Source organism: Pseudomonas frederiksbergensis, assembly GCF_003732275.1.
Classification (GTDB): Bacteria; Pseudomonadota; Gammaproteobacteria; order Pseudomonadales; family Pseudomonadaceae; genus Aquipseudomonas; species Aquipseudomonas frederiksbergensis_H.
Window position 1 is genome coordinate 1 of the sequence record NZ_MOBM01000022.1, and the last position, 19,364, is coordinate 19,364.

At 60.3% G+C, this 19,364-nt stretch carries 18 protein-coding genes and 1 pseudogene; 10 read left to right on the top strand and 9 right to left on the bottom strand.

Features of this window, described 5'->3' with window-relative positions; all coding sequences use genetic code 11:
• Positions 1-222: 222 nt before the first annotated feature.
• From BK662_RS17940 to BK662_RS17970, 7 genes are all read right to left on the bottom strand, one after another.
• On the bottom strand, positions 223-789 hold the full coding sequence (locus tag BK662_RS17940; protein WP_123359152.1) for a GNAT family N-acetyltransferase: 567 nt from the start codon (positions 787-789) through the stop codon (positions 223-225).
• Between the two features lie 21 nt (positions 790-810).
• On the bottom strand, positions 811-1,581 hold the full coding sequence (etfB, locus tag BK662_RS17945) for an electron transfer flavoprotein subunit beta (protein WP_123359153.1): 771 nt from the start codon (positions 1,579-1,581) through the stop codon (positions 811-813).
• A gap of 15 nt (positions 1,582-1,596) precedes the next feature.
• On the bottom strand, positions 1,597-2,817 hold the full coding sequence (gene etfA / locus BK662_RS17950) for an electron transfer flavoprotein subunit alpha (RefSeq protein ID WP_123359154.1): 1,221 nt from the start codon (positions 2,815-2,817) through the stop codon (positions 1,597-1,599).
• Positions 2,817-4,766 (bottom strand): dimethylglycine demethylation protein DgcB, encoded by a 1,950-nt coding sequence (gene dgcB / locus BK662_RS17955; protein WP_123359155.1) that lies wholly within the window; start codon positions 4,764-4,766, stop codon positions 2,817-2,819. Before dgcB ends, etfA begins: the two co-directional genes overlap by 1 nt.
• A gap of 170 nt (positions 4,767-4,936) precedes the next feature.
• The gene (gene dgcA, locus BK662_RS17960; RefSeq protein WP_008008115.1) at positions 4,937-6,997 is read right to left on the bottom strand and encodes a dimethylglycine demethylation protein DgcA; all 2,061 of its coding nucleotides are present in this window, start codon (positions 6,995-6,997) and stop codon (positions 4,937-4,939) included.
• Between the two features lie 15 nt (positions 6,998-7,012).
• Entirely contained in the window at positions 7,013-7,543 is a 531-nt protein-coding gene (locus BK662_RS17965; protein ID WP_038981116.1) for a DUF5943 domain-containing protein, read from the bottom strand.
• 78 nt (positions 7,544-7,621) lie between these two features.
• Positions 7,622-8,599 (bottom strand): dipeptidase, encoded by a 978-nt coding sequence (locus BK662_RS17970; RefSeq protein ID WP_008033250.1) that lies wholly within the window; start codon positions 8,597-8,599, stop codon positions 7,622-7,624.
• Positions 8,600-8,847: 248 nt separating this feature from the next.
• On the opposite strand from BK662_RS17970, the gene BK662_RS17980 reads away from it, so the two are divergent.
• The 4 genes and pseudogenes from BK662_RS17980 to BK662_RS17995 all read left to right on the top strand — a co-directional run bounded on the left by BK662_RS17980 (position 8,848) and on the right by BK662_RS17995 (position 10,470).
• A complete protein-coding gene (locus BK662_RS17980; protein WP_038981114.1) occupies positions 8,848-9,249 on the top strand; it encodes a lysozyme inhibitor LprI family protein in 402 nt (133 codons plus the stop codon).
• A gap of 211 nt (positions 9,250-9,460) precedes the next feature.
• Positions 9,461-9,714 (top strand): annotated as a pseudogene (locus tag BK662_RS17985) (type II toxin-antitoxin system RelE family toxin).
• Positions 9,698-10,021 (top strand): helix-turn-helix domain-containing protein, encoded by a 324-nt coding sequence (locus BK662_RS17990; protein WP_007907539.1) that lies wholly within the window; start codon positions 9,698-9,700, stop codon positions 10,019-10,021. Before BK662_RS17985 ends, BK662_RS17990 begins: the two are co-directional and overlap by 17 nt.
• A gap of 32 nt (positions 10,022-10,053) precedes the next feature.
• Positions 10,054-10,470: a DUF3010 family protein gene (locus tag BK662_RS17995; RefSeq protein WP_123359157.1), complete on the top strand. Its 417-nt coding sequence runs from the start codon at positions 10,054-10,056 to the stop codon at positions 10,468-10,470.
• A gap of 153 nt (positions 10,471-10,623) precedes the next feature.
• Here BK662_RS17995 and BK662_RS18000 read toward each other — a convergent pair whose 3' ends face one another.
• Positions 10,624-11,583 carry a GlxA family transcriptional regulator gene (locus tag BK662_RS18000; RefSeq protein WP_123359158.1) on the bottom strand — a complete coding sequence of 320 codons (960 nt, stop codon included), beginning with the start codon at positions 11,581-11,583 and terminating at the stop codon, positions 10,624-10,626.
• Between the two features lie 207 nt (positions 11,584-11,790).
• Between BK662_RS18000 and choX the strand changes: the two genes are divergently transcribed.
• The 6 genes from choX (at position 11,791) to BK662_RS18040 (ending at position 17,620) form a co-directional block, all read left to right on the top strand.
• A complete protein-coding gene (gene choX, locus BK662_RS18005; RefSeq protein WP_123359159.1) occupies positions 11,791-12,735 on the top strand; it encodes a choline ABC transporter substrate-binding protein in 945 nt (314 codons plus the stop codon).
• A 99-nt stretch (positions 12,736-12,834) separates the two neighbouring features.
• Positions 12,835-13,722: a 3-dehydrocarnitine:acetyl-CoA trimethylamine transferase CdhC gene (cdhC, locus tag BK662_RS18010; RefSeq protein WP_123359160.1), complete on the top strand. Its 888-nt coding sequence runs from the start codon at positions 12,835-12,837 to the stop codon at positions 13,720-13,722.
• 213 nt (positions 13,723-13,935) lie between these two features.
• The gene (locus BK662_RS18020; RefSeq protein ID WP_123359162.1) at positions 13,936-14,901 is read left to right on the top strand and encodes an L-carnitine dehydrogenase; all 966 of its coding nucleotides are present in this window, start codon (positions 13,936-13,938) and stop codon (positions 14,899-14,901) included.
• A gap of 135 nt (positions 14,902-15,036) precedes the next feature.
• The gene (locus BK662_RS18025) at positions 15,037-15,516 is read left to right on the top strand and encodes a thioesterase family protein (protein WP_123359163.1); all 480 of its coding nucleotides are present in this window, start codon (positions 15,037-15,039) and stop codon (positions 15,514-15,516) included.
• Positions 15,517-15,793: 277 nt separating this feature from the next.
• Positions 15,794-16,957: a gamma-butyrobetaine dioxygenase gene (locus BK662_RS18030; protein WP_123359164.1), complete on the top strand. Its 1,164-nt coding sequence runs from the start codon at positions 15,794-15,796 to the stop codon at positions 16,955-16,957.
• A gap of 399 nt (positions 16,958-17,356) precedes the next feature.
• Entirely contained in the window at positions 17,357-17,620 is a 264-nt protein-coding gene (locus tag BK662_RS18040; RefSeq protein WP_123359165.1) for a hypothetical protein, read from the top strand.
• Between the two features lie 161 nt (positions 17,621-17,781).
• On the opposite strand, the gene gbdR is transcribed toward BK662_RS18040, so the two are convergent.
• Entirely contained in the window at positions 17,782-18,885 is a 1,104-nt protein-coding gene (gene gbdR, locus BK662_RS18045; RefSeq protein ID WP_123359166.1) for a choline metabolism transcriptional regulator GbdR, read from the bottom strand.
• Between the last annotated feature and the right edge of the window lie 479 nt (positions 18,886-19,364).

Sequence of the window (19,364 nt, forward strand, 5' to 3'; positions counted from 1 at the left end):
AACCCCGGTGGAGTGTTGGCGTGCACAGTGATCGACACTGAACCTGTGGCGAGGGAGCTTGCTCCCGTTGGACTGCGAAGCAGTCCCCCTCTTTGGGATAAGGGGGCCGCTTCGCAGCCCAGCGGGAGCAAGCTCCCTCGCCACAGGTTATTCATCGCTTGTTCTATCTCTTAACTGACTGGCATTGGGGCAAGCCCGCTCCCACACAAACAGGGCTCAGCCTTAAGGCCGATACATCAAATAGGCTTCCCCCGTGACCCGAATCATTGGGTGGGGCGTGATCTGGCAGGTATCGACGATCCGGAAGCCATGGCGCTCATAAAACCGTCGGGCGCCGGTGTTCACCGCATAGTCGATCAGGCTCAAGCCATTGAGCCCCAACCGGTTGGCACGGTCGTAGGCATAGGCGAGGAATTGTTTGCCCAAACCCTGATTGCGCCAGCCCTCATGCAGGGCCAGGCTCGAAATATAAAGGGTGTCGGGGATTTCCATCGTGGCATACGGCGCCAGAACCGGATCAGTCACGGGAGCGGCCTGCGGATCGTGGCGCATCGCGTAGCTGTGCAGCATGCCGATGACCTTTCCCTCGGCCTGCGCGATCAGGCAGTTCTGATAGGAGAAATCAACGTCTTCACGTGCGTAACGACTGGCACCGACCTCCAGCAGGTCCTGGCTGGGCTGCGCCAGTTGGCTCCAGATGTAATCCGCCGCACCTTCTGATGAAATCTGAAACAAGCGAGCAATCTCCCGCGCATCCGCGCGCAGGGCCGAACGAAACTCAACTGCCATTTACCGGGCTCCACAGGACTGTTAGCGAACCACGCCTTCTTCAATCAGTAACTTGAGAATGGCTTCGGCGCCCGCCTGCGCGGTCACGCCCTTGAGCACTTGCCCGCCTCCGCCACTGGCCTTGGCCGTCGCAGCTTTCATGCGGTCTGCACCGCTCTTGGCCTTGATCACTTTCAAGCGTTTTGGCCGTGGCTTGGCCGGTTGCAGCGTGGCCACCGCCAGCAGTTCATCGTCGACGACTTCAACTTCATCCGCCTGCAACACCCCCCGCCGCGCTGGACCATAGGCGCTCTGCCGAGGCTTGGGCGCCGCGTTATCCACAGTCGCCAGAAACGGCAGGCGTACTTTCAAGCGCCGACGCTGCCCACGAGGCAAGGCCTGCAGCACCAGCGCCGAACCACTGTCGATGGATTCGACCTGCGCCAAACCCACCACCAGCGGCCAGCCAAGGCTTTCCGCCAGCAGGAACGGCAACATGCCCGAGCCTTCACCGGTTTCCGCCTGGCTGCCGGTCAGCACCACCTGTGCCCCGGCATCGCGCAAATACGCGGTCAACGCCGGCAACGCATCGGCGCCTTCCGGTTGTTCCAACACATGCAGTTGCTCCAGGCCCATGCCCAGATAAGCGCGCAGCGCCGGTTCCGCGACGTCGCCGGCATGCAGCACTTGCAGGTTATCCCCAGCCAGTTGCAAACCCAGTTCAACCGCCCGCGCATCCTGCTCGGCGCGGCGTGGCCGGCCGGAGGTCGGGTGGGCGCCGATGGACACCAGGCTGATGATTTTCGTGCTCATAACCCTTTCCTTTCCTTAAGCCGCATCGCGCTTGGCTTCATTGCGGTAAGCCTCTACCGCATCGATCAAGGCTTGAAGAATCTCGGCGCTCTCACCGATCACCGACAGGTCGGCCCGTTTGATCATGTCGCAACCAGGGTCGAGGTTGATCGCCACCACCTTGTCGCAGGCACCGATGCCTTGCAGGTGCTGGATCGCCCCGGAAATGCCCACAGCCACGTAAACCCGTGCCGTGACCCACGTGCCGGACGCACCGACCTGACGGTCGCGGGCCATGAAACCATCGTCCACCGCCACTCGCGACGCACCTTCGGTCGCGCCCAACGCCTCGGCCGTCCTGTGGAAAAGTCCCCAGTCCTTGACCCCGTTGCCGCCGGAGAAGATGAATTCGGCTTCGGCCATCGGAATCGCTGCCGGGTCTACCGCCACTGCGCCCAGATCTTCGATCCGCGACAAGCTGCGGGCGACCGCTGTGGATAACTCCACCGGCAAGGCCTCATGACGGGTTTCGCTGACCGGTTCGGCGCATTCGGCCGCAGCCAGAATCAGGCGTGCGACTGGACGTGCAAGATCCTGCAAACCAGCACCGGCACGGCCGATGCACTCTTGATCCTTGACCTGCCAGACCCGCGTGGCCGGGCGTTCGCCCAATGCGGCGGCAAAGCGTCGACCAAGTTCGCCTCCACCGCTGCGGCTGTCCGGCAGCAACCAGTGACGTGGGCTGAACTGGTTATCCACAGCCCGCAGGCCTTGGACGCGTTGTTCCGGTGCATAACCGCTGAATTCATCGCCCTCAAGCACCAGCAAGCGATCCACGCCAGCCGTGGCGAAGGCGTTTTCCTTGTGCTCTCCGAAGACCACGGCCAGTACCGCGCCGTCCTTGCCGGCCAACTGATGAGCCAGGCCGAGCAAGTCGCGGTCGTGGCTGCTCAAGCGGCCGCCGACCATGTCCGGCACCACGCTGATGTAGAACGCAGGTGCAGCCACTTGATGCAGCGGCAATTGCACTTCGACCGCGGCCGAGCGTTTAGTCGCCCCGCCCTGCTGAGCGCCGCTGCGGTCGATTCTCTTGATGCCGTTGGGGCCGATAAAACCGATCCCGTGAGGATTCTTGCGAATGATGCCGTTAGGCCCCATCCAGCTGTGCTGCGCCGGCTGCATGGCTGCATGCAGCGGGTGCAGACGGTTACGGGCGATCCATTCGGCGCGTGGGTCGCGGCGGATAATGTCGCTCATCAATGCACCTCCGCAGGTTCACGTTTGGCCGGTGCCGATGGCTTTCCCGGCGTTGCGTCTTCAAGCAACGCATCGGCAACCAGTTCGGCGATGTCCTTGATCATTGGACGCGGTTCGACCACGCCCTCAAGCATTGCGGTGCATTGTGGACAACCCACGGCCACCAGTTCGGCACCGGTTTCGCGGATGTCTTCCATGCGCATGTCGGGGATCCGCTGCTTGCCCGGAATGTCGGTGATTGGCGCACCGCCACCGCCGCCGCAGCAGCGAGAACGGAAACCGGAACGTTGCATCTCTTTCACTTCAATCCCGAGGGCACGCAGCACTTCACGCGGTGCCTCGTACTCGCCGTTGTAGCGGCCGAGGTAGCACGGGTCGTGATAGGTCACGCTGCTGCCTTTGTGCTGGCCGAGGTTCAGCGCGCCTTCGCCAATGATCTCCGCCATGTAGGTGCTGTGGTGTTGCACGAGATAGTTGCCGTCGAAAGCGCCGTACTCGTTTTTCAGCACGTGGAAGCTGTGCGGGTCGCAGGTGACGATGCGGTTGAAGCTGTATTTAGCCAAGGTCTGGATATTGCGCTTGGCCAACAGCTGGAACGTTGCTTCGTCGCCCAGGCGTCGTGCCACATCACCGCTGTCACGCTCTTCAAGCCCCAGCACGGCGAAGTCGACCTTGGCCGCTTTCAGTACTTTGACGAAGGCACGCAGGGTGCGCTGGTTGCGCATGTCGAAGGCACCGTCGCCGACCCAGAACAGCACGTCGGTGGATTTCTTCTCGCTGAGCAGGTTCAGGTTCAAATCCGCCGCCCAGTTCATCCGCCCGCCCGGCGCGAAGCCGCCAGGGTTATCGGTGGCGATCAGGTTTTCCAGGACTTCGGCGCCCTTGTTCGGGGTCGCGCCTTTTTCCAGGGTCAGATGGCGGCGCATGTCGACGATGGCGTCGACGTGCTCGATCATCATCGGGCATTCCTCGACGCAGGCACGGCAAGTGGTGCAGGACCACAGGGTTTCAGCGTCCACCAGACCGTTGACGATTGGTTGATGCGGATTACCCCCGTGTTCGCCGATGGCTTTGCCCGGATACGGGCTGCCGGCAAATTTGGCATCGGTGCCACCGGCCAGGCCAACGACCATGTCCTGAATCAGTTTTTTCGGGTTCAGCGGCTGGCCGGCGGCGAACGCCGGGCACGCGGCTTCGCATTTACCGCACTGCACGCAGGCATCAAAGCCGAGCAGTTGGTTCCAGGTGAAATCCTTGGGTTTTTCCACGCCCAGTGGCGCATTCGGGTCATTCAGATCCAGCGGCTTCAAACCGGTGGATCGACCGCCCCCAAAACGTTCGGCGCGACGGTGCCAGGCCAGGTGCAATGCACCGGCGAAGGCGTGCTTCATCGGCCCGCCCCAGGTCAAGCCGAAGAACAGTTCGCTAACGCCCCACAGCACACCGACGCCGAGGATCGCAGCCACCACCCAGCCACCGAAGTTTTCCGGAAGGATGCCGGCGACCGGCAGGGTCAGCAGGAAGAACGATGCCGAGAACGCCATCAGGCTTTTCGGCAAGCGCATCCACGGGCCTTTGGACAAGCGGGCCGGTGGGTTGCGACGGCGCAGGAACATAAAGATCGCGCCAACAAACATCACCGCCGACATCAGCAGCAGTGCATAACCGAGAATGCGGTTATGCAGGCCAAAGCCATGAACCAGAATCGCCAGCACAATGGACGCCACCGCACCACCGGCCGTGGCGACGTGGGTGTTGGCAATGTATTTGTCCCGCGCGACGACGTGGTGCAAATCGACCATGTAGCGTTTGGGCATGGCGAACAGACCGCCGATCAGGTCGACTTTCGACGCCCGGCCCTGACGCCACATAGCCACCCGTCGCAACGCGCCAAGGACAGCCAGGCCCAGGGCAGCGAACAACAGGATTGGAAGAAGGGTGTTCAACATGTGGAGCTCCCAAAGACCTCGGGGTCTTGCAGGCCTAACTACCTGGATGCCTTGCTCGAATCCTGTGGGAGCGGGCTTGCTCGCGAAAGCGGCGGGTCAGTCGACATCAATGTTGAATGTCAGTCCGTCTTCGCGAGCAGGCTCGCTCCCACTAAGGTTTCCACAAGCTCTTAGAAATCCTTGCACAACCGCAACGCGTCATAGATCGCCGCGTGGGTGTTGCGCTGGGCCACGCAGTCGCCGATGCGGAACAGCAAGTAGCCGTCGCCCGCCTGGCTCAGTGAAGGCTGAGGCTTGATCGCGAACAGGGCTTCGATGTCCATCTGGCCTTTGTTGCGCGAGCCTTCCTTCAGCGCGTAGTAGATTTCTTCGTCCGGACGTACGCCGTTTTCGACGACGACCTGGTCCACCACCCGCTCCTCTTTGGCGCCGGTGTATTCGTTTTCCAGCACCGCCACCAGCTTGTCGCCTTCGCGGTAGACCTTCTCCAGCATCATGTCGCCGGTCATGATCACTTCTTTCGGGTACATGCTGCGGTAGTAAGTCGGGAACGACGTACCGCCAATCGCGACGCCCGGTTTGATGTCGTCGGTGACGATCTCGACCTGGCTGCCCTTGTCGGCGAGGAAGTCGGCCGTCGACATCCCGGTAAACTCGCAAATGGTGTCGTAGACCAGCACGTTCTTGCCCGGTGCAACCTTGCCGTCGAGGATGTCCCAGCTGCTGACCACCAGGCCTTCAGCCGCGCCCCAATGTTCGTTCTGCTCCAGGAACGGATGACCCCCGACGGCGAGCACCACCACGTCTGGACGCAGGTCGAGAATGGTCGCCGCATCCGCCGCCACGCCCAGGCGCAGGTCGACTTTCAAGCGCGCCAGTTCCAGTTGGAACCAACGAGTGATACCGGCGATCTGGTCCCGTTGTGGAGCTTTCGACGCGGTAGTGATCTGCCCGCCGATGAATTCTTTCTTCTCGAACAGGGTCACGTCGTGGCCACGTTCGGCCGACACGCGAGCCGCTTCCATCCCGGCAGGACCGGCACCGACCACCACGACTTTGCGCTTCACACCGGTCGATTTCTCGATGATGTGCGGCACGCCCATGTATTCACGGGAGGTCGCGGCGTTCTGGATGCACAAGACATCCAGGCCCTGGTACTGACGGTCGATGCAATAGTTGGCGCCGACACACTGTTTGATCTGGTCGACCTGACCCATTTTGATCTTGGCAATCAAATGCGGGTCGGCGATGTGGGCGCGGGTCATGCCGACCATGTCGACGTAACCGCCCTCCAGAATACGGGTCGCCTGGTTCGGATCCTTGATATTCTGCGCGTGCAAAACCGGAGCCTTCACCACTTCCTTGATACCGGCGGCCAAATGCAGGAATGGCTCCGGTGGATAACTCATGTTCGGAATAACGTTGGCCAAGGTGTTGTGGGTGTCGCAACCCGAACCCACGACGCCGATGAAGTCGATCATGCCGGTGTCGTCGTAGTACTTGGCGATCTGCTTCATGTCCTCGTGGGACAAACCATCCGGGTGGAATTCGTCACCGCATAGACGGATGCCGACGCAGAAGTCAGGACCGACTTCCTTGCGCACAGCCTTGATCACTTCCAGGCCGAAACGCATGCGGTTTTCGAAGCTGCCGCCCCATTCGTCGGTACGCTTGTTAACCCGCGGGCTCCAGAACTGGTCGATCATGTGCTGGTGCACGGCAGACAGTTCGACACCGTCCAGGCCACCGGCCTTGGCACGTGCCGCGGCGCTTGCGTAGTTGCCGATCACCCGCCAGATTTCTTCCGGCTCGATGGTTTTGCAGGTCGCGCGATGCACCGGCTCACGGATGCCCGACGGCGACAGCAGGGTTGGCCAATGCTCGCCGTCCCAGCGGGAACGACGGCCCATGTGGGTAATCTGGATCATGATCTTGGCGCCATGCTTGTGCATGGCATCGGCCAGGTTCTGGAAGTGCGGAATGATCCGGTCGTCGGCCAGGTTGACCGACTTCCACCAGCCTTGCGGGCTGTCGATGGCCACGCTGGAGGAACCGCCGCAAATCGCCAGGCCGATCCCGCCCTTGGCTTTCTCTTCGTAATACTTGACGTACCGGTCGGTGGTCATGCCGCCGTCGGTGGCGTAGACCTCGGCGTGCGCAGTGCTGAGCACGCGGTTGCGGATGGTCAGTTTGCCGATCTGGATCGGCTGGAACATTGCTTCGAAAGCCATGGCGGGGTCCTCGACTTACAACGGCTTGACGGTGAACAAACCGTCGTCGTGGCCTTCTTCGGAGCCACCGTAGACTTGTTCGGCGACAGTGCGGATCTTGCTGCCGCGAGCGGCCAGGATCTGGTCCATGGCGCCGGCGAACCAGCCAGTGAACATGTAGTCGACCTTGCGCCCGACCTTGCCGTACACGTAGACAAATGCGGAGTGTTCGAGCTTGACGCTGGCGGTGCCTTTGTCGAGGTCGATGTCCTGAATCTTGAACAAGCCCCAGCCGCGTTGCGACAGACGCTTCATGTAATGCTCGAACACCGCAACGCCTTCCAGGCCGTGGCATTCAGCTTCTTTTTCACACCAGTGCCAAGCGGACTTGTAGCCGGCCTTGTAAAGGATTTCGGCGTAGGCTTCGGCGCCCAGCACTTCCTCGATACCCATGTGGTTGTTGACGAAGAAATGGCGCGGCACATACAGCATCGGCAGGGCGTCGGAAGTCCAGATACCGGTTTCGCTGTCGACTTCGATTGGTAATTGCGGGGCGATCTTGGCCATGGAAACTTAACTCCAGAAAATTCGTTGTGTTGCCCCCGGCACGGACGGCCGGGGGAAAGGATTCAGAAATGCGGTGGCTTATTCGCCCCAAACGTCTTTGAGGACGTTCACCCAGTTCTCGCCCATGATCTTGCGCACCACACGCTCGGAATGGCCGCGTTTGAGCAGGGTCTCGGTCAGGTTCGGGAACTCGCCCACGGTGCGGATGCCCAGCGGGTTGATGATCTTGCCGAAACTGGTCAGACGGCGGGCGTAGCCCTTGTCATGGGTCAGGTATTCGAAGAAGTCCTGGCCATGGCCCTGGGTGAAGTCGGTGCCGATGCCGATGGCGTCTTCGCCGACGATGTTCATGGTGTATTCGATGGCTTCGGCGTAGTCGTCGATGGTCGAATCGATGCCCTTGGCCAGGAACGGCGCGAACATGGTCACACCGACGAAACCGCCGTGATCGGCGATGAACTTCAGCTCTTCGTCGGATTTGTTACGCGGGTGAATTTTCAGACCCGACGGCAGGCAGTGGGAGTAGCAGACCGGCTTCTTGGATTCGAGGATGACTTCTTCGGAGGTTTTCGAGCCGACGTGGGAAAGGTCGCACATGACGCCGACACGGTTCATCTCGGCGACGATTTCACGACCGAAACCCGACAGGCCGCCATCGCGCTCGTAGCAACCGGTGCCGACCAGGTTTTGGGTGTTGTAGCACATCTGCACGATACCGACGCCGAGCTGTTTGAAGACCTCGACATAGCCGATCTGGTCTTCAAACGCGTGAGCATTCTGGAAGCCAAAGAGGATACCGGTCTTGCCCTGCTCCTTGGCCTTGCGGATATCGGCGGTGGTGCGCACCGGAATCACCAGGTCGCTGTTCTCGCGGATCAGCTTCTGGCTGGCGGCGATGTTGTTGACAGTGGCCTGGAAGCCCTCCCACACCGACACGGTGCAGTTGGCCGCGGTCAGACCGCCCTTGCGCATGTCTTCAAACAGCTCGCGGTTCCACTTGGCAATAATCAGCCCGTCGATAACGATGCTGTCGGCGTGCAATTCGGCTGGGCTCATCAGGCTGTCCCCTATTAGCGATTCATGCGCCGAATCGTGTGCCGGCGCTTTGGGGCCAGCATATGCCTGAGGGCCGGGGCAGCCGGGTGCAAAAACGACAGGGGAATTGCCGAAAGCGTCAATCCGCGACAAAGGGTCATCAACAGGCGTCATTGCCTACCTATCCAACGCCGCTCGCTTGGGCCAGAATTCGCCGCATCACTGGATGTTTTACTGAATGCATGACTGGATTAAGGGGCGGCGACGCAATGAAATCGATCTTCCTGGCTTTGGCACTGATTGCGACTGGCGTACAAGCAGCTGAAGAGGCCGACGACAACCCCTGCGACGCCGTCGAAAACGAAATCCAGACCCTGGAATGCTCGGCCTACAGCAGAACCACCGCCGAACAGCTGCTGAGCGACAACTATCAGAGCCTGACCGAGCGCATGCAAACGCTTTACGGCAACAACAAGGCGCAACTGACCGACATCACCGCCAAAATCAAGACCGCGCAACAGCAATGGCTGAAAACCCGGGATGCCGATTGCGCAGTGGACGCATTTCCGGCGACCAGTGGTAGCAAAGCGTTCACCATTGCGCAAAATGATTGCGTGGCGCGCATGAGTGACGAGCGGTCGGAGTTTTTGGAGTCGATTGGGCAGGAGTGATCCTGAATCGTCTGTCGAAAGCTGGTGGCCCTACCAGCTTTTACCTTCAATCAAGACCTTTCCCACAGGCTTCACCGAGCAAGCCTACAACTCCCGCTGGGTAAGGGTTAAAGCAGTTTTTTCGAGCAATATCCCGACAAATTTCGTTTGTTGGCCACCTGAAAAATATAAGCAAAGATTAGCAAATCTTATAAAAGACTTATATTCTCCCATGAACAGCATTCACTGGACGCGAAGGCCGTTAAGCAGCTCTTGAAATTGCATTCCGTTCATCAGATCCAGGTTCGTGATGCCATCACGGCGCTAGCTGGCATGCCTGATGTAGGCAACGTCAAAGCACTGGTCGGTCATGACTACGCCTATCGACTGCGAGTCGGTAGTTATCGGGTCATGTTCGACTGGGATGGCGCGATCAAAGTGGTCAGTATTCAAGAGGTCAAAAAACGCGATGAACGCACCTACTGAGATTCAAATCATCAACGACGCGGAGGGAAAACCGGCGTTCGTGGTCATTCCGTACGCGCAGTATGTGGCGCAGAAGATCGAGCCCGATCTGATCCCCCACGAAGTGGTCAGTCGCATCGTCGATGGCGCGACGCCCATTCGCGCCTGGCGCGAACACCTGAACCTTACGCAGGATGAAGTTGCCAAGCGCATGGGCATTTCCCAACCGGCTTTCGCCCAGCAAGAAACGGTCTCCAAGCCCCGCAAGGCAACCCGCGAAAAAATTGCCGCAGCTTTTGGCATCACCGCCAACCAACTAGAGTTGTAAGCTGAACGCCAGCATCAGGAAAAGGGATTGAAATGAAAATCTGCGGCATCGAAATCAAAGGCAGCGAAGCGATCATCGCCGTGGCCTCCCTCGACGGTCAGGCGCTCAGTCACGTCGCCCTCGCCACCAAGAAAATCGCCCTCGACGAGGACGATGAAGCCGCTAACGTTAAAGTCTTTGCCGCTCAGGTGGCGTCGTTTGTTCGCGAGAACTCCATCGACCGGATCGCGATCAAGAAACGCAGCAAGAAAGGTGAGTTCGCCGGTGGGCCGACCACATTCAAGATTGAGGGGATTATCCAGCTGCTGGAAAATTGCGAGGTGACGCTGCTGTCACCGCAGACCATCAATGCGCAGAACAAGAAGTTCGATTTTGCACTGCCGGAGACGTTGAACAAGTATCAGCATGAGGCTTACAAGGCGGCGTGTTCTGCACTGATGAAGAAGTAAGGCGGGCATGGACTTTCAGGCAAAGCAAATCGAATGTGGGAGCGGGCTTGCTCGCGAAAGCGGCGTGTCATTCAACTTTGATGTTGACTGATACACCGCTTTCGCGAGCAAGCCCGCTCCCACATTTGTCTTGTGCCTGGCCTTGGAATGCAGTCAGACCAGCTCCCGCCCATCCCCCAACCGTCGGCGGTCTTCACGCGGGCACCGCTCAAACCTCGCCCGATAACTTCGGGTGAAATACGACGGCGATTCAAACCCGCACGCGATGCTCACTTCCAACACACTCATGTTCGTCTGACGCAGTAACTGCCGCGCCTTCTCCAGCCTTAACCGCAGATAGAAATTGCTTGGCGTGTCGTTCAGATGCAGGCGAAACAGGCGTTCCAGCTGACGCCGGGTCACTTTGATCGATTCCGCCAGCTCCAGGGTACTCAGCGGCGGTTCGCTGTGCTGTTCCATCTCCCCAATCACCTGCACCAGTTTCTTGTTGCTGATGCCATATCGCGTGGCGACTTCCATGCGCTGGTGGTCTTTGCGCGGGCGGATGCGCCCGAGTACGAATTGTTCGCTGACCTGGATCGCCAGTTCCGGGCCGTGGGCCTGGCCGATGAGGTCGAGCATCAGGTCGATGGAAGCCGTGCCGCCGGCGGAGGTGATGCGCCGACGGTCGATCTCGAACAGCTCCTGAGTGACGCTCAGCTGCGGGTAAGACTCCTTGAAGGCATCGATCGCTTCCCAATGCAGGGTCAGGCGATGGCCGTCGAGCAGGCCGGCTTCGGCGAGGACGAAGCTGCCGGTGTCGATGGCGCCGAGCGTCACGCCTTCGTTGTCCAAGCGGCGCAACCAGTGCTCCAGTGCCGGGCTGGTGAATTTCAGCGGCTCGAAACCGGCGACCACCAGCAAGGTCGCGCCTTTCTTCAGGGGTTCCAGCGCCGCATCGGCGTTGACCGACATGCCGTTGCTGGCCAGAACCGCCCCGCCATCAGCGCTCAACACATGCCAGCGGTACAGCTCGCCGCGAAAGCGATTGGCGACCCGCAGCGGCTCGATCGCCGAGATGAAACCGATCGCCGAAAAACCCGGCATCAACAAGAAGTAGAAATCCTGGGACATGGAGCGCACTCGATGGCAGGTAGCGAGAGGGCGGGAAGCGTGTGGACGTTGATACGCCACTTGCAACCGGCATTCAAGTGCGCAGGTCGCTGCAGTGCAAGAGCTGGTCGCCGCAGTGCGTTTTTACGGGGCCTTTGCTGCGTAACTTGGCATTACCGGCGCATCAGACACCGGAACCCACAATAACGACCTGCCGAGGAACCCGACATGAAACGACTGATCAGCAGCTGTGTTCTTGCACTCAGCGGTACCGCTTTCTTGAGCGCCAGCGTCATGGCGGCCGAACCCGCGTCGTGCCAGAACGTGCGCATGGGTGTAGTGAACTGGACCGACGTAATCGCCACCAGCGCCATGACCCAAGTATTGCTCGACGGCCTCGGCTACAACACCAAACAGACCAGCGCCTCCCAGCAAATCATCTTCGCCGGGATTCGCGACCAGCGCCTGGACTTGTTCCTCGGTTACTGGAATCCGCTGATGACCCAGACCATCACGCCGTTCGTCGCGGCCAATCAGGTCAAGGTGCTTGAGGCGCCAAGCCTGAAAGACGCCCGTGCCACCCTCGCCGTACCGACTTACCTCGCCGACAAAGGCCTGAAAACCTTCGCTGACATCGCCAAATTCGAAAAAGAACTGGGCGGCAAGATTTACGGCATCGAGCCTGGGTCGGGCGCCAACACCCAGATCAAGGCGATGATCGCCAAGAACCAGTTTGGCCTGGGCAAGTTCCAGCTGGTCGAGTCCAGCGAAGCCGGCATGCTTGCGGCGGTGGATCGCGCCGTGCGGCGCAAGGAAGCCGTGGTGTTCTTCGGCTGGGCGCCGCACCCGATGAACGTCAATGTGCAAATGACCTACCTAACCGGCAGTGAAGACGCCCTCGGCCCGAACGAAGGCATGGCCACCGTCTGGACGGTCACCGCGCCGAAATACGCCGAGCAATGCCCGAACATTGGTCGTTTGCTGAGCAACCTGACCTACACCGCCGAAGACGAGAGCCGGATGATGCAGCCGCTGCTCGATCACAAGGACGCTTTCGAATCGGCTAAGCAATGGTTGAAAGATCACCCGCAAGACAAGCAACGCTGGCTCGAAGGCGTGACCACCTTCGACGGCAAACCGGCGGCTGAGAACCTGAAACTGACCAGTAAATAAACCTGAAATGAATCACCGATTCGCAGCCCGACCGGGCTGCGAACGGAATCGTTACGCCCTGAGCCATACCCAAAAATCACGCCTGTAAGGAACCGCCTCATGAACCACGACGTCATCATCACCTGCGCACTCACCGGTGCTGGCGACACGACCGCCAGAAGCCCACACGTGCCGGTCACCCCGAAACAAATCGCCGCGGCCGCCGTGGAAGCCGCCAAGGCCGGCGCCACCGTGGTCCATTGCCACGTTCGTGACCCGCAAACCGGCAAGTTCAGCCGTGACGTGGCGCTGTACCGCGAAGTGATGGAACGCATCCGCGAGGCGGACGTGGACATCATCGTCAACCTCACCGCCGGCATGGGCGGCGACCTGGAAATCGGCGCGGGCGAGAATCCGATGGAGTTCGGCCCGAACACCGACCTGGTCGGCCCGCTGACCCGTCTGGCCCACGTCGAAGAACTGCTGCCGGAAATCTGCACTTTGGATTGCGGCACCCTGAACTTCGGCGATGGCGACACCATTTACGTCTCCACCCCGGCGCAGCTACGCGCTGGCGCCAAACGCATTCAAGAGCTGGGCGTTAAGCCTGAGCTGGAAATCTTCGACACCGGTCACCTGTGGTTCGCCAAGCAGATGATCAAGGAAGGCCTGCTCGATAACCCGCTGTTTCAGCTGTGCCTGGGCATTCCGTGGGGCGCGCCGGCCGACACCACCACCATGAAAGCCATGGTCGACAACCTGCCGGCCGACGCGGTCTGGGCCGGGTTCGGCATCGGTCGCATGCAGATGCCAATGGCGGCGCAAGCGGTGCTGCTCGGCGGCAACGTGCGGGTCGGCCTGGAAGACAACCTGTGGCTGGACAAGGGTGTATTGGCGACCAACGGCCAACTGGTCGAACGCGCCTCGGAAATCCTCAGCCGCCTCGGCGCCCGTGTTCTGACCCCGGCTGAAGGCCGGACAAAAATGGGCCTGACCAAGCGCGGTTAACCCGCACCTACACCTTACCTGTGGGAGCGGGCTTGTGTGGCGAGGGGGCTTGCCCCCGTTGGGTCGCGAAGCGGCCCCAAAACCTGCAGCCGCGGTGTGTCAGCCGCACCGCATGCAATGTTTTACGACTGCTTCGCAGCCGAACGGGGGCAAGCCCCCTCGCCACATAAGCCCGCTCCCACAAGGGATCACCGAACTTTTTAGGACGTCGCCATGAGCTTTATCACTGATATCAAAACCTTCGCAGCCCTGGGCAGCGGTGTCATCGGCAGCGGTTGGGTGTCTCGCGCCCTCGCCCATGGCCTCGATGTAGTGGCCTGGGACCCGGCGCCCGGTGCCGAAGCGGCGCTGCGCAAACGCGTCGCCAATGCCTGGGGCGCACTGGAGAAACAAGGCCTGGCACCCGGCGCGTCGCAGGATCGTCTGCGCTTTGTCGCCACCATCGAAGAATGCGTTCGTGATGCGGATTTCATTCAGGAAAGTGCACCAGAACGACTGGACCTGAAACTGGAATTGCACAGCAAAATCAGCGCGGCGGCCAAGCCCAATGCCTTGATCGGCTCCAGTACGTCGGGGCTGTTGCCGAGCGAGTTCTACGAGAGTTCGACCCACCCGGAACGCTGCGTGGTCGGGCACCCGTTCAACCCGGTTTACCTGCTGCCATTGGTGGAAGTGGTCGGCGGCAGGAACACGGCGCCAGAAGCGGTCCAAGCGGCAATGAAAGTCTACGAATCCTTGGGCATGCGCCCGCTGCATGTGCGCAAGGAAGTGCCAGGATTTATCGCCGACCGGTTGCTCGAAGCGCTGTGGCGTGAGGCGCTGCATCTGGTCAACGACGGCGTGGCGACCACCGGCGAAATCGATGATGCGATTCGTTTTGGCGCGGGCCTGCGCTGGTCGTTCATGGGCACTTTCCTGACTTACACCCTGGCGGGTGGCGATGCGGGAATGCGGCACTTCATGGCGCAATTCGGGCCGGCGTTGCAGTTACCCTGGACGTATCTACCGGCACCGGAGCTGACCGACAAATTGATTGATGATGTGGTGGATGGCACCAGCGAGCAGCTGGGCAAGCACAGCATCTCGGCGCTGGAGCGCTATCGTGATGATTGCTTGCTGGCGGTACTGGAGGCGGTGAAGACCACCAAAGAGAAGCATGGGATGGCGTTCGCAGACTAAACACCCCCACCCCCTGTAGGAGCGAGGCTTGCCCGCGAAGGCGATTTCCCTGCCGCAAGAGATCCGGCGAATGTACCGGCCTCTTCGCGGGCAAGCCTCGCTCCTACAGGTTCAACCATTTTCGGATGTGACGACATGCCCACCCTCACCACCTACCAAACCAAAATCATCCCCGACTGGGTCGACTACAACGGCCACCTGCGCGATGCCTTCTATCTGCTGATTTTCAGCTACGCCACCGACGCGCTGATGGATCGTCTGGGCATGGACAGCAACAACCGCGAAGCCAGCGGCAACTCGCTGTTCACCCTCGAACTGCACCTCAACTACCTGCACGAAGTGAAGCTCGATGCCGATGTCGAAGTGCATACCCAGATCATCGGCCATGACCGCAAGCGCCTGCACCTCTATCACAGCCTGCATCTGGTGGGCGGTGACAAGGAGCTGGCGGGCAATGAACAAATGCTGCTGCACGTCGACCTCGCGGGGCCGCGATCCGCACCGTTCAGCGAAGAAACCTTGAGCAAACTGCAAGCCATTGTCGCCGAGCAAGCCGACCTGCCCGCACCCGCCTTCATCGGCCGAGTGATCGCTTTGGGGGGCGTTCTCAATTAGTTTCCCTGCCGCGTTGTCGCCTTAAAGCGGGCCAGGCAAGGCGCAGGCCGCCGGGAATGGTTGTTCCCTTTCCAAGGCCTGCAACGCAGCCTGGCCCGCTTTAAGGCACAACCCGAAGGGCCGGGCCTGCTGTTGTGCAGGGCTGCGTTGCTCGAAGCTTATTTGGAATGACCAAACCACGCTTCTCGTGCCTTGCCCTGCACAACAGCAGACCCGGCGCGGCAGGGAAACTAATTGAGAACGCCCCCCACGCCCGAAAAATAATAAGGAGCCCGTCATGAACACCGCCGCCGCTTTTGCCGATTTCCGCACCTACCCGTTGATCAGCGCGTTGACCGCCGTGCATACCCTGGCGGATCGAATTCAAGTCCAGTGGGCAGACGGTCGGGTCAGCCCTTTTCATCATCAATGGCTGCGGGACAACTGCCCGTGCCCGCTGTGCGTCTACACGGTGACCCGCGAGCAAGTGCTGGAAATCGTCGATGTCGCGGAAGATCTGATCCCCGACAGCGCCCGAATCGATACCAATGGTTGCCTATGTGTCGATTGGCAGGACGGCCACCTCAGCCGCTTCGACCCGGGCTGGCTGCGGGCCCACGCCTATGACGATGAGTCCCGCACCGAACGCCGGGCCACCAAACCGAAAAGCAAGCTATGGGACAGCCAGCTGAAGTTGCCGGTGTTCGACTATCAGGCATTGATGAACGACAACGATGCCTTGCTGCAATGGTTGCTGGCCGTGCGTGACATCGGCCTGACCCAGGTTCGCGGCGTGCCCACCGAGCCGGGCTCGCTGAAGCTGATCGCCCAACGGATTTCCTTCATCCGCGAGAGCAATTTCGGCGTGCTGTTCAACGTGCAATCCAAGGCCGACGCCGACAGCAATGCCTACACCGCCTTCAACCTGCCGCTGCACAGCGACCTGCCCACGCGGGAGCTGCAACCGGGACTGCAATTTCTGCATTGCCTGATCAATGATGCCGACGGTGGCGAGAGCATTTTCGTCGACGGTTTTGCCATCGCCGAAGCCTTGCGCCAGGAAGATCCCGAGGCGTTTCAGGCTTTGTGTGAAATCCCCGTGGAGTTCCGCAACAAGGACCGCCACAGCGACTACCGCTGTCTGGCGCCGATCATCGCCCTGGATGCGTTCGGACAGGTGTCGGAAATCCGCATGGCGAACTTTCTGCGTGGGCCGTTCGATGCTTCAGTCGAGCAAATGCCCAAGCTGTATCGCGCTTACCGACGCTTCATTGCGATGACCCGCGAGGCGCGCTTCCGGGTGATGACGCGGCTCAATCCCGGCGAGCTGTGGTGCTTCGACAACCGCCGCACCCTTCACGCCCGCAATGCGTTCGACCCCGCAACAGGCGCCCGGCATTTCCAGGGTTGTTATGTGGATCGTGATGAGTTGCTGTCGCGCATTTTGGTGTTGCAGCGCTAGACCGCGTCATCGTTCATCGCGAGCAGGCTCGCTCCCACATTGGATTTGTGTCGTACACAAATAATGAGGCCGCTGCAGGTCACCTGTGGGAGCGAGCCTGCTCGCGATGGCGCCCGCCCAGACACCAAGTTTCCAGCTGATTCACACACAAAAAAAACCCCGATCAAGCCGTGACAGGATCGGGGCAGAGGTGGGTACTGTTGAGGAGCCGTTGCGCGAGGGTGACCAAACCTTCGTGAAACCAGCTGAGTCCAGTGTGCCCACTCCCATCATTTGCAAGTTAGCCGAAAGCGACCTGTTCATAGGTATTGCGGCCATTGCGACAAATCGTCCTTGCCGCCATCCCCAGCCCCTACCAGAATCGAGCCACGACACCGTTCCCTGAAGAAGGATTGCGTCATGATGCACGCCGATTTGATTGACCAGGAAGACCTGTTAGGCCAGCTAAAATCGTTGGGTTTTCAAGTGCCAAATGGCTCTACAGCCGAGCAGGCTTGCGAGTGTGCGGTGCGAGGCTTGAACGATGAGCGGGCAATGACGCTGCGGACTATGGTCAAGCAGATGTACACCAGCAGCGCGACCATCCTGCCGGCCGTGCGCCAGGCGATCGACAGGCAATTGCTGCCTGCGCTGGCGGAGTATCAGCAAAGCCGTAGCGCCTGATTTCCGGGGTGTGAACACTTTGTGGCGAGGGAGCTTGCTCCCGCTCGAGCGCGAAGCGGTCGCAAAACCGGTACATGCAAATGAAGAATGCATGTACCGGCTTCGGGGCTGCTCCGCAGCCCAACGGGAGCAAGCTCCCTCGCCACAAAAGTTTGCCTGGTTTAGAGCCTTACGCTAGCGAAAGTCGACTCGTTGCGCGCCTGGCTCAGCGCCGACAGCGGCCCGGACAACGGCGACAGCACCAAGGCTTGCGGCAGCGGCATCATCGCCACTTGTTGTGTGGTGTTGGAACCCACGCGCTCGTCACGCGGCGGAATGCCGAAGTATTCGCGGTAGCACTTGGAGAAGTGCGGCGTGGACACGAAACCACACACTGACGCCACTTCGATGATCGACATCGGCGTTTGCTTGAGCAGCTGCCGAGCGCGAATCAGGCGCAGTTTCAGGTAGTAACGCGACGGCGAGCAGTGCAGGTATTTCTGGAACAACCGCTCCAGCTGACGACGCGAAACGGCGACGTACACCGCCAGTTCGTCGAGGTCGATCGGCTCTTCGAGGTTGGCTTCCATCAATGCCACGATTTCCTGCAACTTTGGCTGGTTGGTGCCGAGCATGTGCTTGAGCGGCACGCGCTGGTGATCCTGCTCGTTGCGGATGCGCTCATAGACGAACATTTCCGAGATCGCGGCCGACAGTTCGCGACCGTGATCGCGGCTGATCAGGTGCAGCATCATGTCCAGCGGCGCGGTGCCGCCGGAGCTGGTGAAACGGTTACGGTCGAGGGTGAACAGCCGGGTGCTCATGGCCACCCGCGGGAAAGCTTCCTGCATCGACGCCAGGCATTCCCAGTGCACGCTGCAATCGAAGCCGTCCAGCAGACCGGCGCACGCCAGGGCCCAGCTGCCGGTGCAGACCGCGCCGAGACGACGGGACTGACGCGCCTGGCTTTGCAGCCACGACACGTGCTCGCGGGTTACGGTGCGTTGAATGCCGATACCGCCGCAGACGATGATGGTGTCCATGGGAGGCGCTTTGTGCATGGAGGCGTCGGGGGTGATCTGTAGACCGTCACTGGCCCAGACCTGACCGCCATCGACGGTGAGTGTGGTCCAGCGATACAGCTCGCGACCGGACAATTGGTTGGCCATGCGCAGTGGTTCTACTGCGGAGGCCAGAGAAATAAGCGTGAAATTGTCCAGCAGCAAAAAGCCGATGGATTGAGGCGCACGGTTCTGGGGTTGGGCCCCGGAGTTGAACGTCGTCATCGCGGTATCTCCTCACACAAAGCGGGTGATGGCCTCAGGCGGAGGCTCTTTTTATTGCCATCGTTCTCGCGTGGGAGACGGGCTTTGTAATGACAGAGCAATTGCCATGCCTAAACTTGAATGCGTGTTCAATAACTCCTGAAAACGACGTCGCGATGCGTCTAGATATGGCGCGCAGAGATAAGAGGTCATAAGTGCCATTAGAGGCCGCAAACCCGCTACCCCGTTGCCTGTGAGCAAATCGGTAGCACTTGTGGGAACAGGGCTGCGACGCTCCAGGGGAGAGTGTCACCGCAAGCACGGGTGACAGACGGTCAGGCTTCAATTGGATCCCTGATCGGGGCAGGCAGGCTTACCTGTTTGCGACGCGCTAAAAGGTGGCGCGTTTTGAATCGAGTGTTCACTTAGCGCGCAGTTTTGACTGGTCTGGTGTGGCGAGGGAGCTTGCTCCCGCTGGGGTGCGAAGCGCCCCTAAAATC

Excerpts from the sequence above, each read along its gene's own strand:
- etfB (WP_123359153.1), bottom strand. The coding sequence starts at position 1,581 with ATGAGCACGAAAATCATCAGCCTGGTGTCCATCGGCGCCCACCCGACC.
- etfA (WP_123359154.1), bottom strand. The coding sequence starts at position 2,817 with ATGAGCGACATTATCCGCCGCGACCCACGCGCCGAATGGATCGCCCGT.
- choX (WP_123359159.1), top strand. The coding sequence starts at position 11,791 with ATGAAACGACTGATCAGCAGCTGTGTTCTTGCACTCAGCGGTACCGCT.
- cdhC (WP_123359160.1), top strand. The coding sequence starts at position 12,835 with ATGAACCACGACGTCATCATCACCTGCGCACTCACCGGTGCTGGCGAC.
- gbdR (WP_123359166.1), bottom strand. The coding sequence starts at position 18,885 with ATGACGACGTTCAACTCCGGGGCCCAACCCCAGAACCGTGCGCCTCAA.
- BK662_RS17990 (WP_007907539.1), top strand. The coding sequence starts at position 9,698 with ATGAACGCACCTACTGAGATTCAAATCATCAACGACGCGGAGGGAAAA.
- BK662_RS17970 (WP_008033250.1), bottom strand. The coding sequence starts at position 8,599 with ATGAGCCCAGCCGAATTGCACGCCGACAGCATCGTTATCGACGGGCTG.
- BK662_RS18000 (WP_123359158.1), bottom strand. The coding sequence starts at position 11,583 with ATGTCCCAGGATTTCTACTTCTTGTTGATGCCGGGTTTTTCGGCGATC.
- BK662_RS18030 (WP_123359164.1), top strand. The coding sequence starts at position 15,794 with ATGAACACCGCCGCCGCTTTTGCCGATTTCCGCACCTACCCGTTGATC.
- BK662_RS17940 (WP_123359152.1), bottom strand. The coding sequence starts at position 789 with ATGGCAGTTGAGTTTCGTTCGGCCCTGCGCGCGGATGCGCGGGAGATT.
- BK662_RS17980 (WP_038981114.1), top strand. The coding sequence starts at position 8,848 with ATGAAATCGATCTTCCTGGCTTTGGCACTGATTGCGACTGGCGTACAA.
- BK662_RS18040 (WP_123359165.1), top strand. The coding sequence starts at position 17,357 with ATGATGCACGCCGATTTGATTGACCAGGAAGACCTGTTAGGCCAGCTA.
- dgcA (WP_008008115.1), bottom strand. The coding sequence starts at position 6,997 with ATGGCTTTCGAAGCAATGTTCCAGCCGATCCAGATCGGCAAACTGACC.
- BK662_RS18025 (WP_123359163.1), top strand. The coding sequence starts at position 15,037 with ATGCCCACCCTCACCACCTACCAAACCAAAATCATCCCCGACTGGGTC.
- dgcB (WP_123359155.1), bottom strand. The coding sequence starts at position 4,766 with ATGTTGAACACCCTTCTTCCAATCCTGTTGTTCGCTGCCCTGGGCCTG.
- BK662_RS17995 (WP_123359157.1), top strand. The coding sequence starts at position 10,054 with ATGAAAATCTGCGGCATCGAAATCAAAGGCAGCGAAGCGATCATCGCC.
- BK662_RS18020 (WP_123359162.1), top strand. The coding sequence starts at position 13,936 with ATGAGCTTTATCACTGATATCAAAACCTTCGCAGCCCTGGGCAGCGGT.
- BK662_RS17965 (WP_038981116.1), bottom strand. The coding sequence starts at position 7,543 with ATGGCCAAGATCGCCCCGCAATTACCAATCGAAGTCGACAGCGAAACC.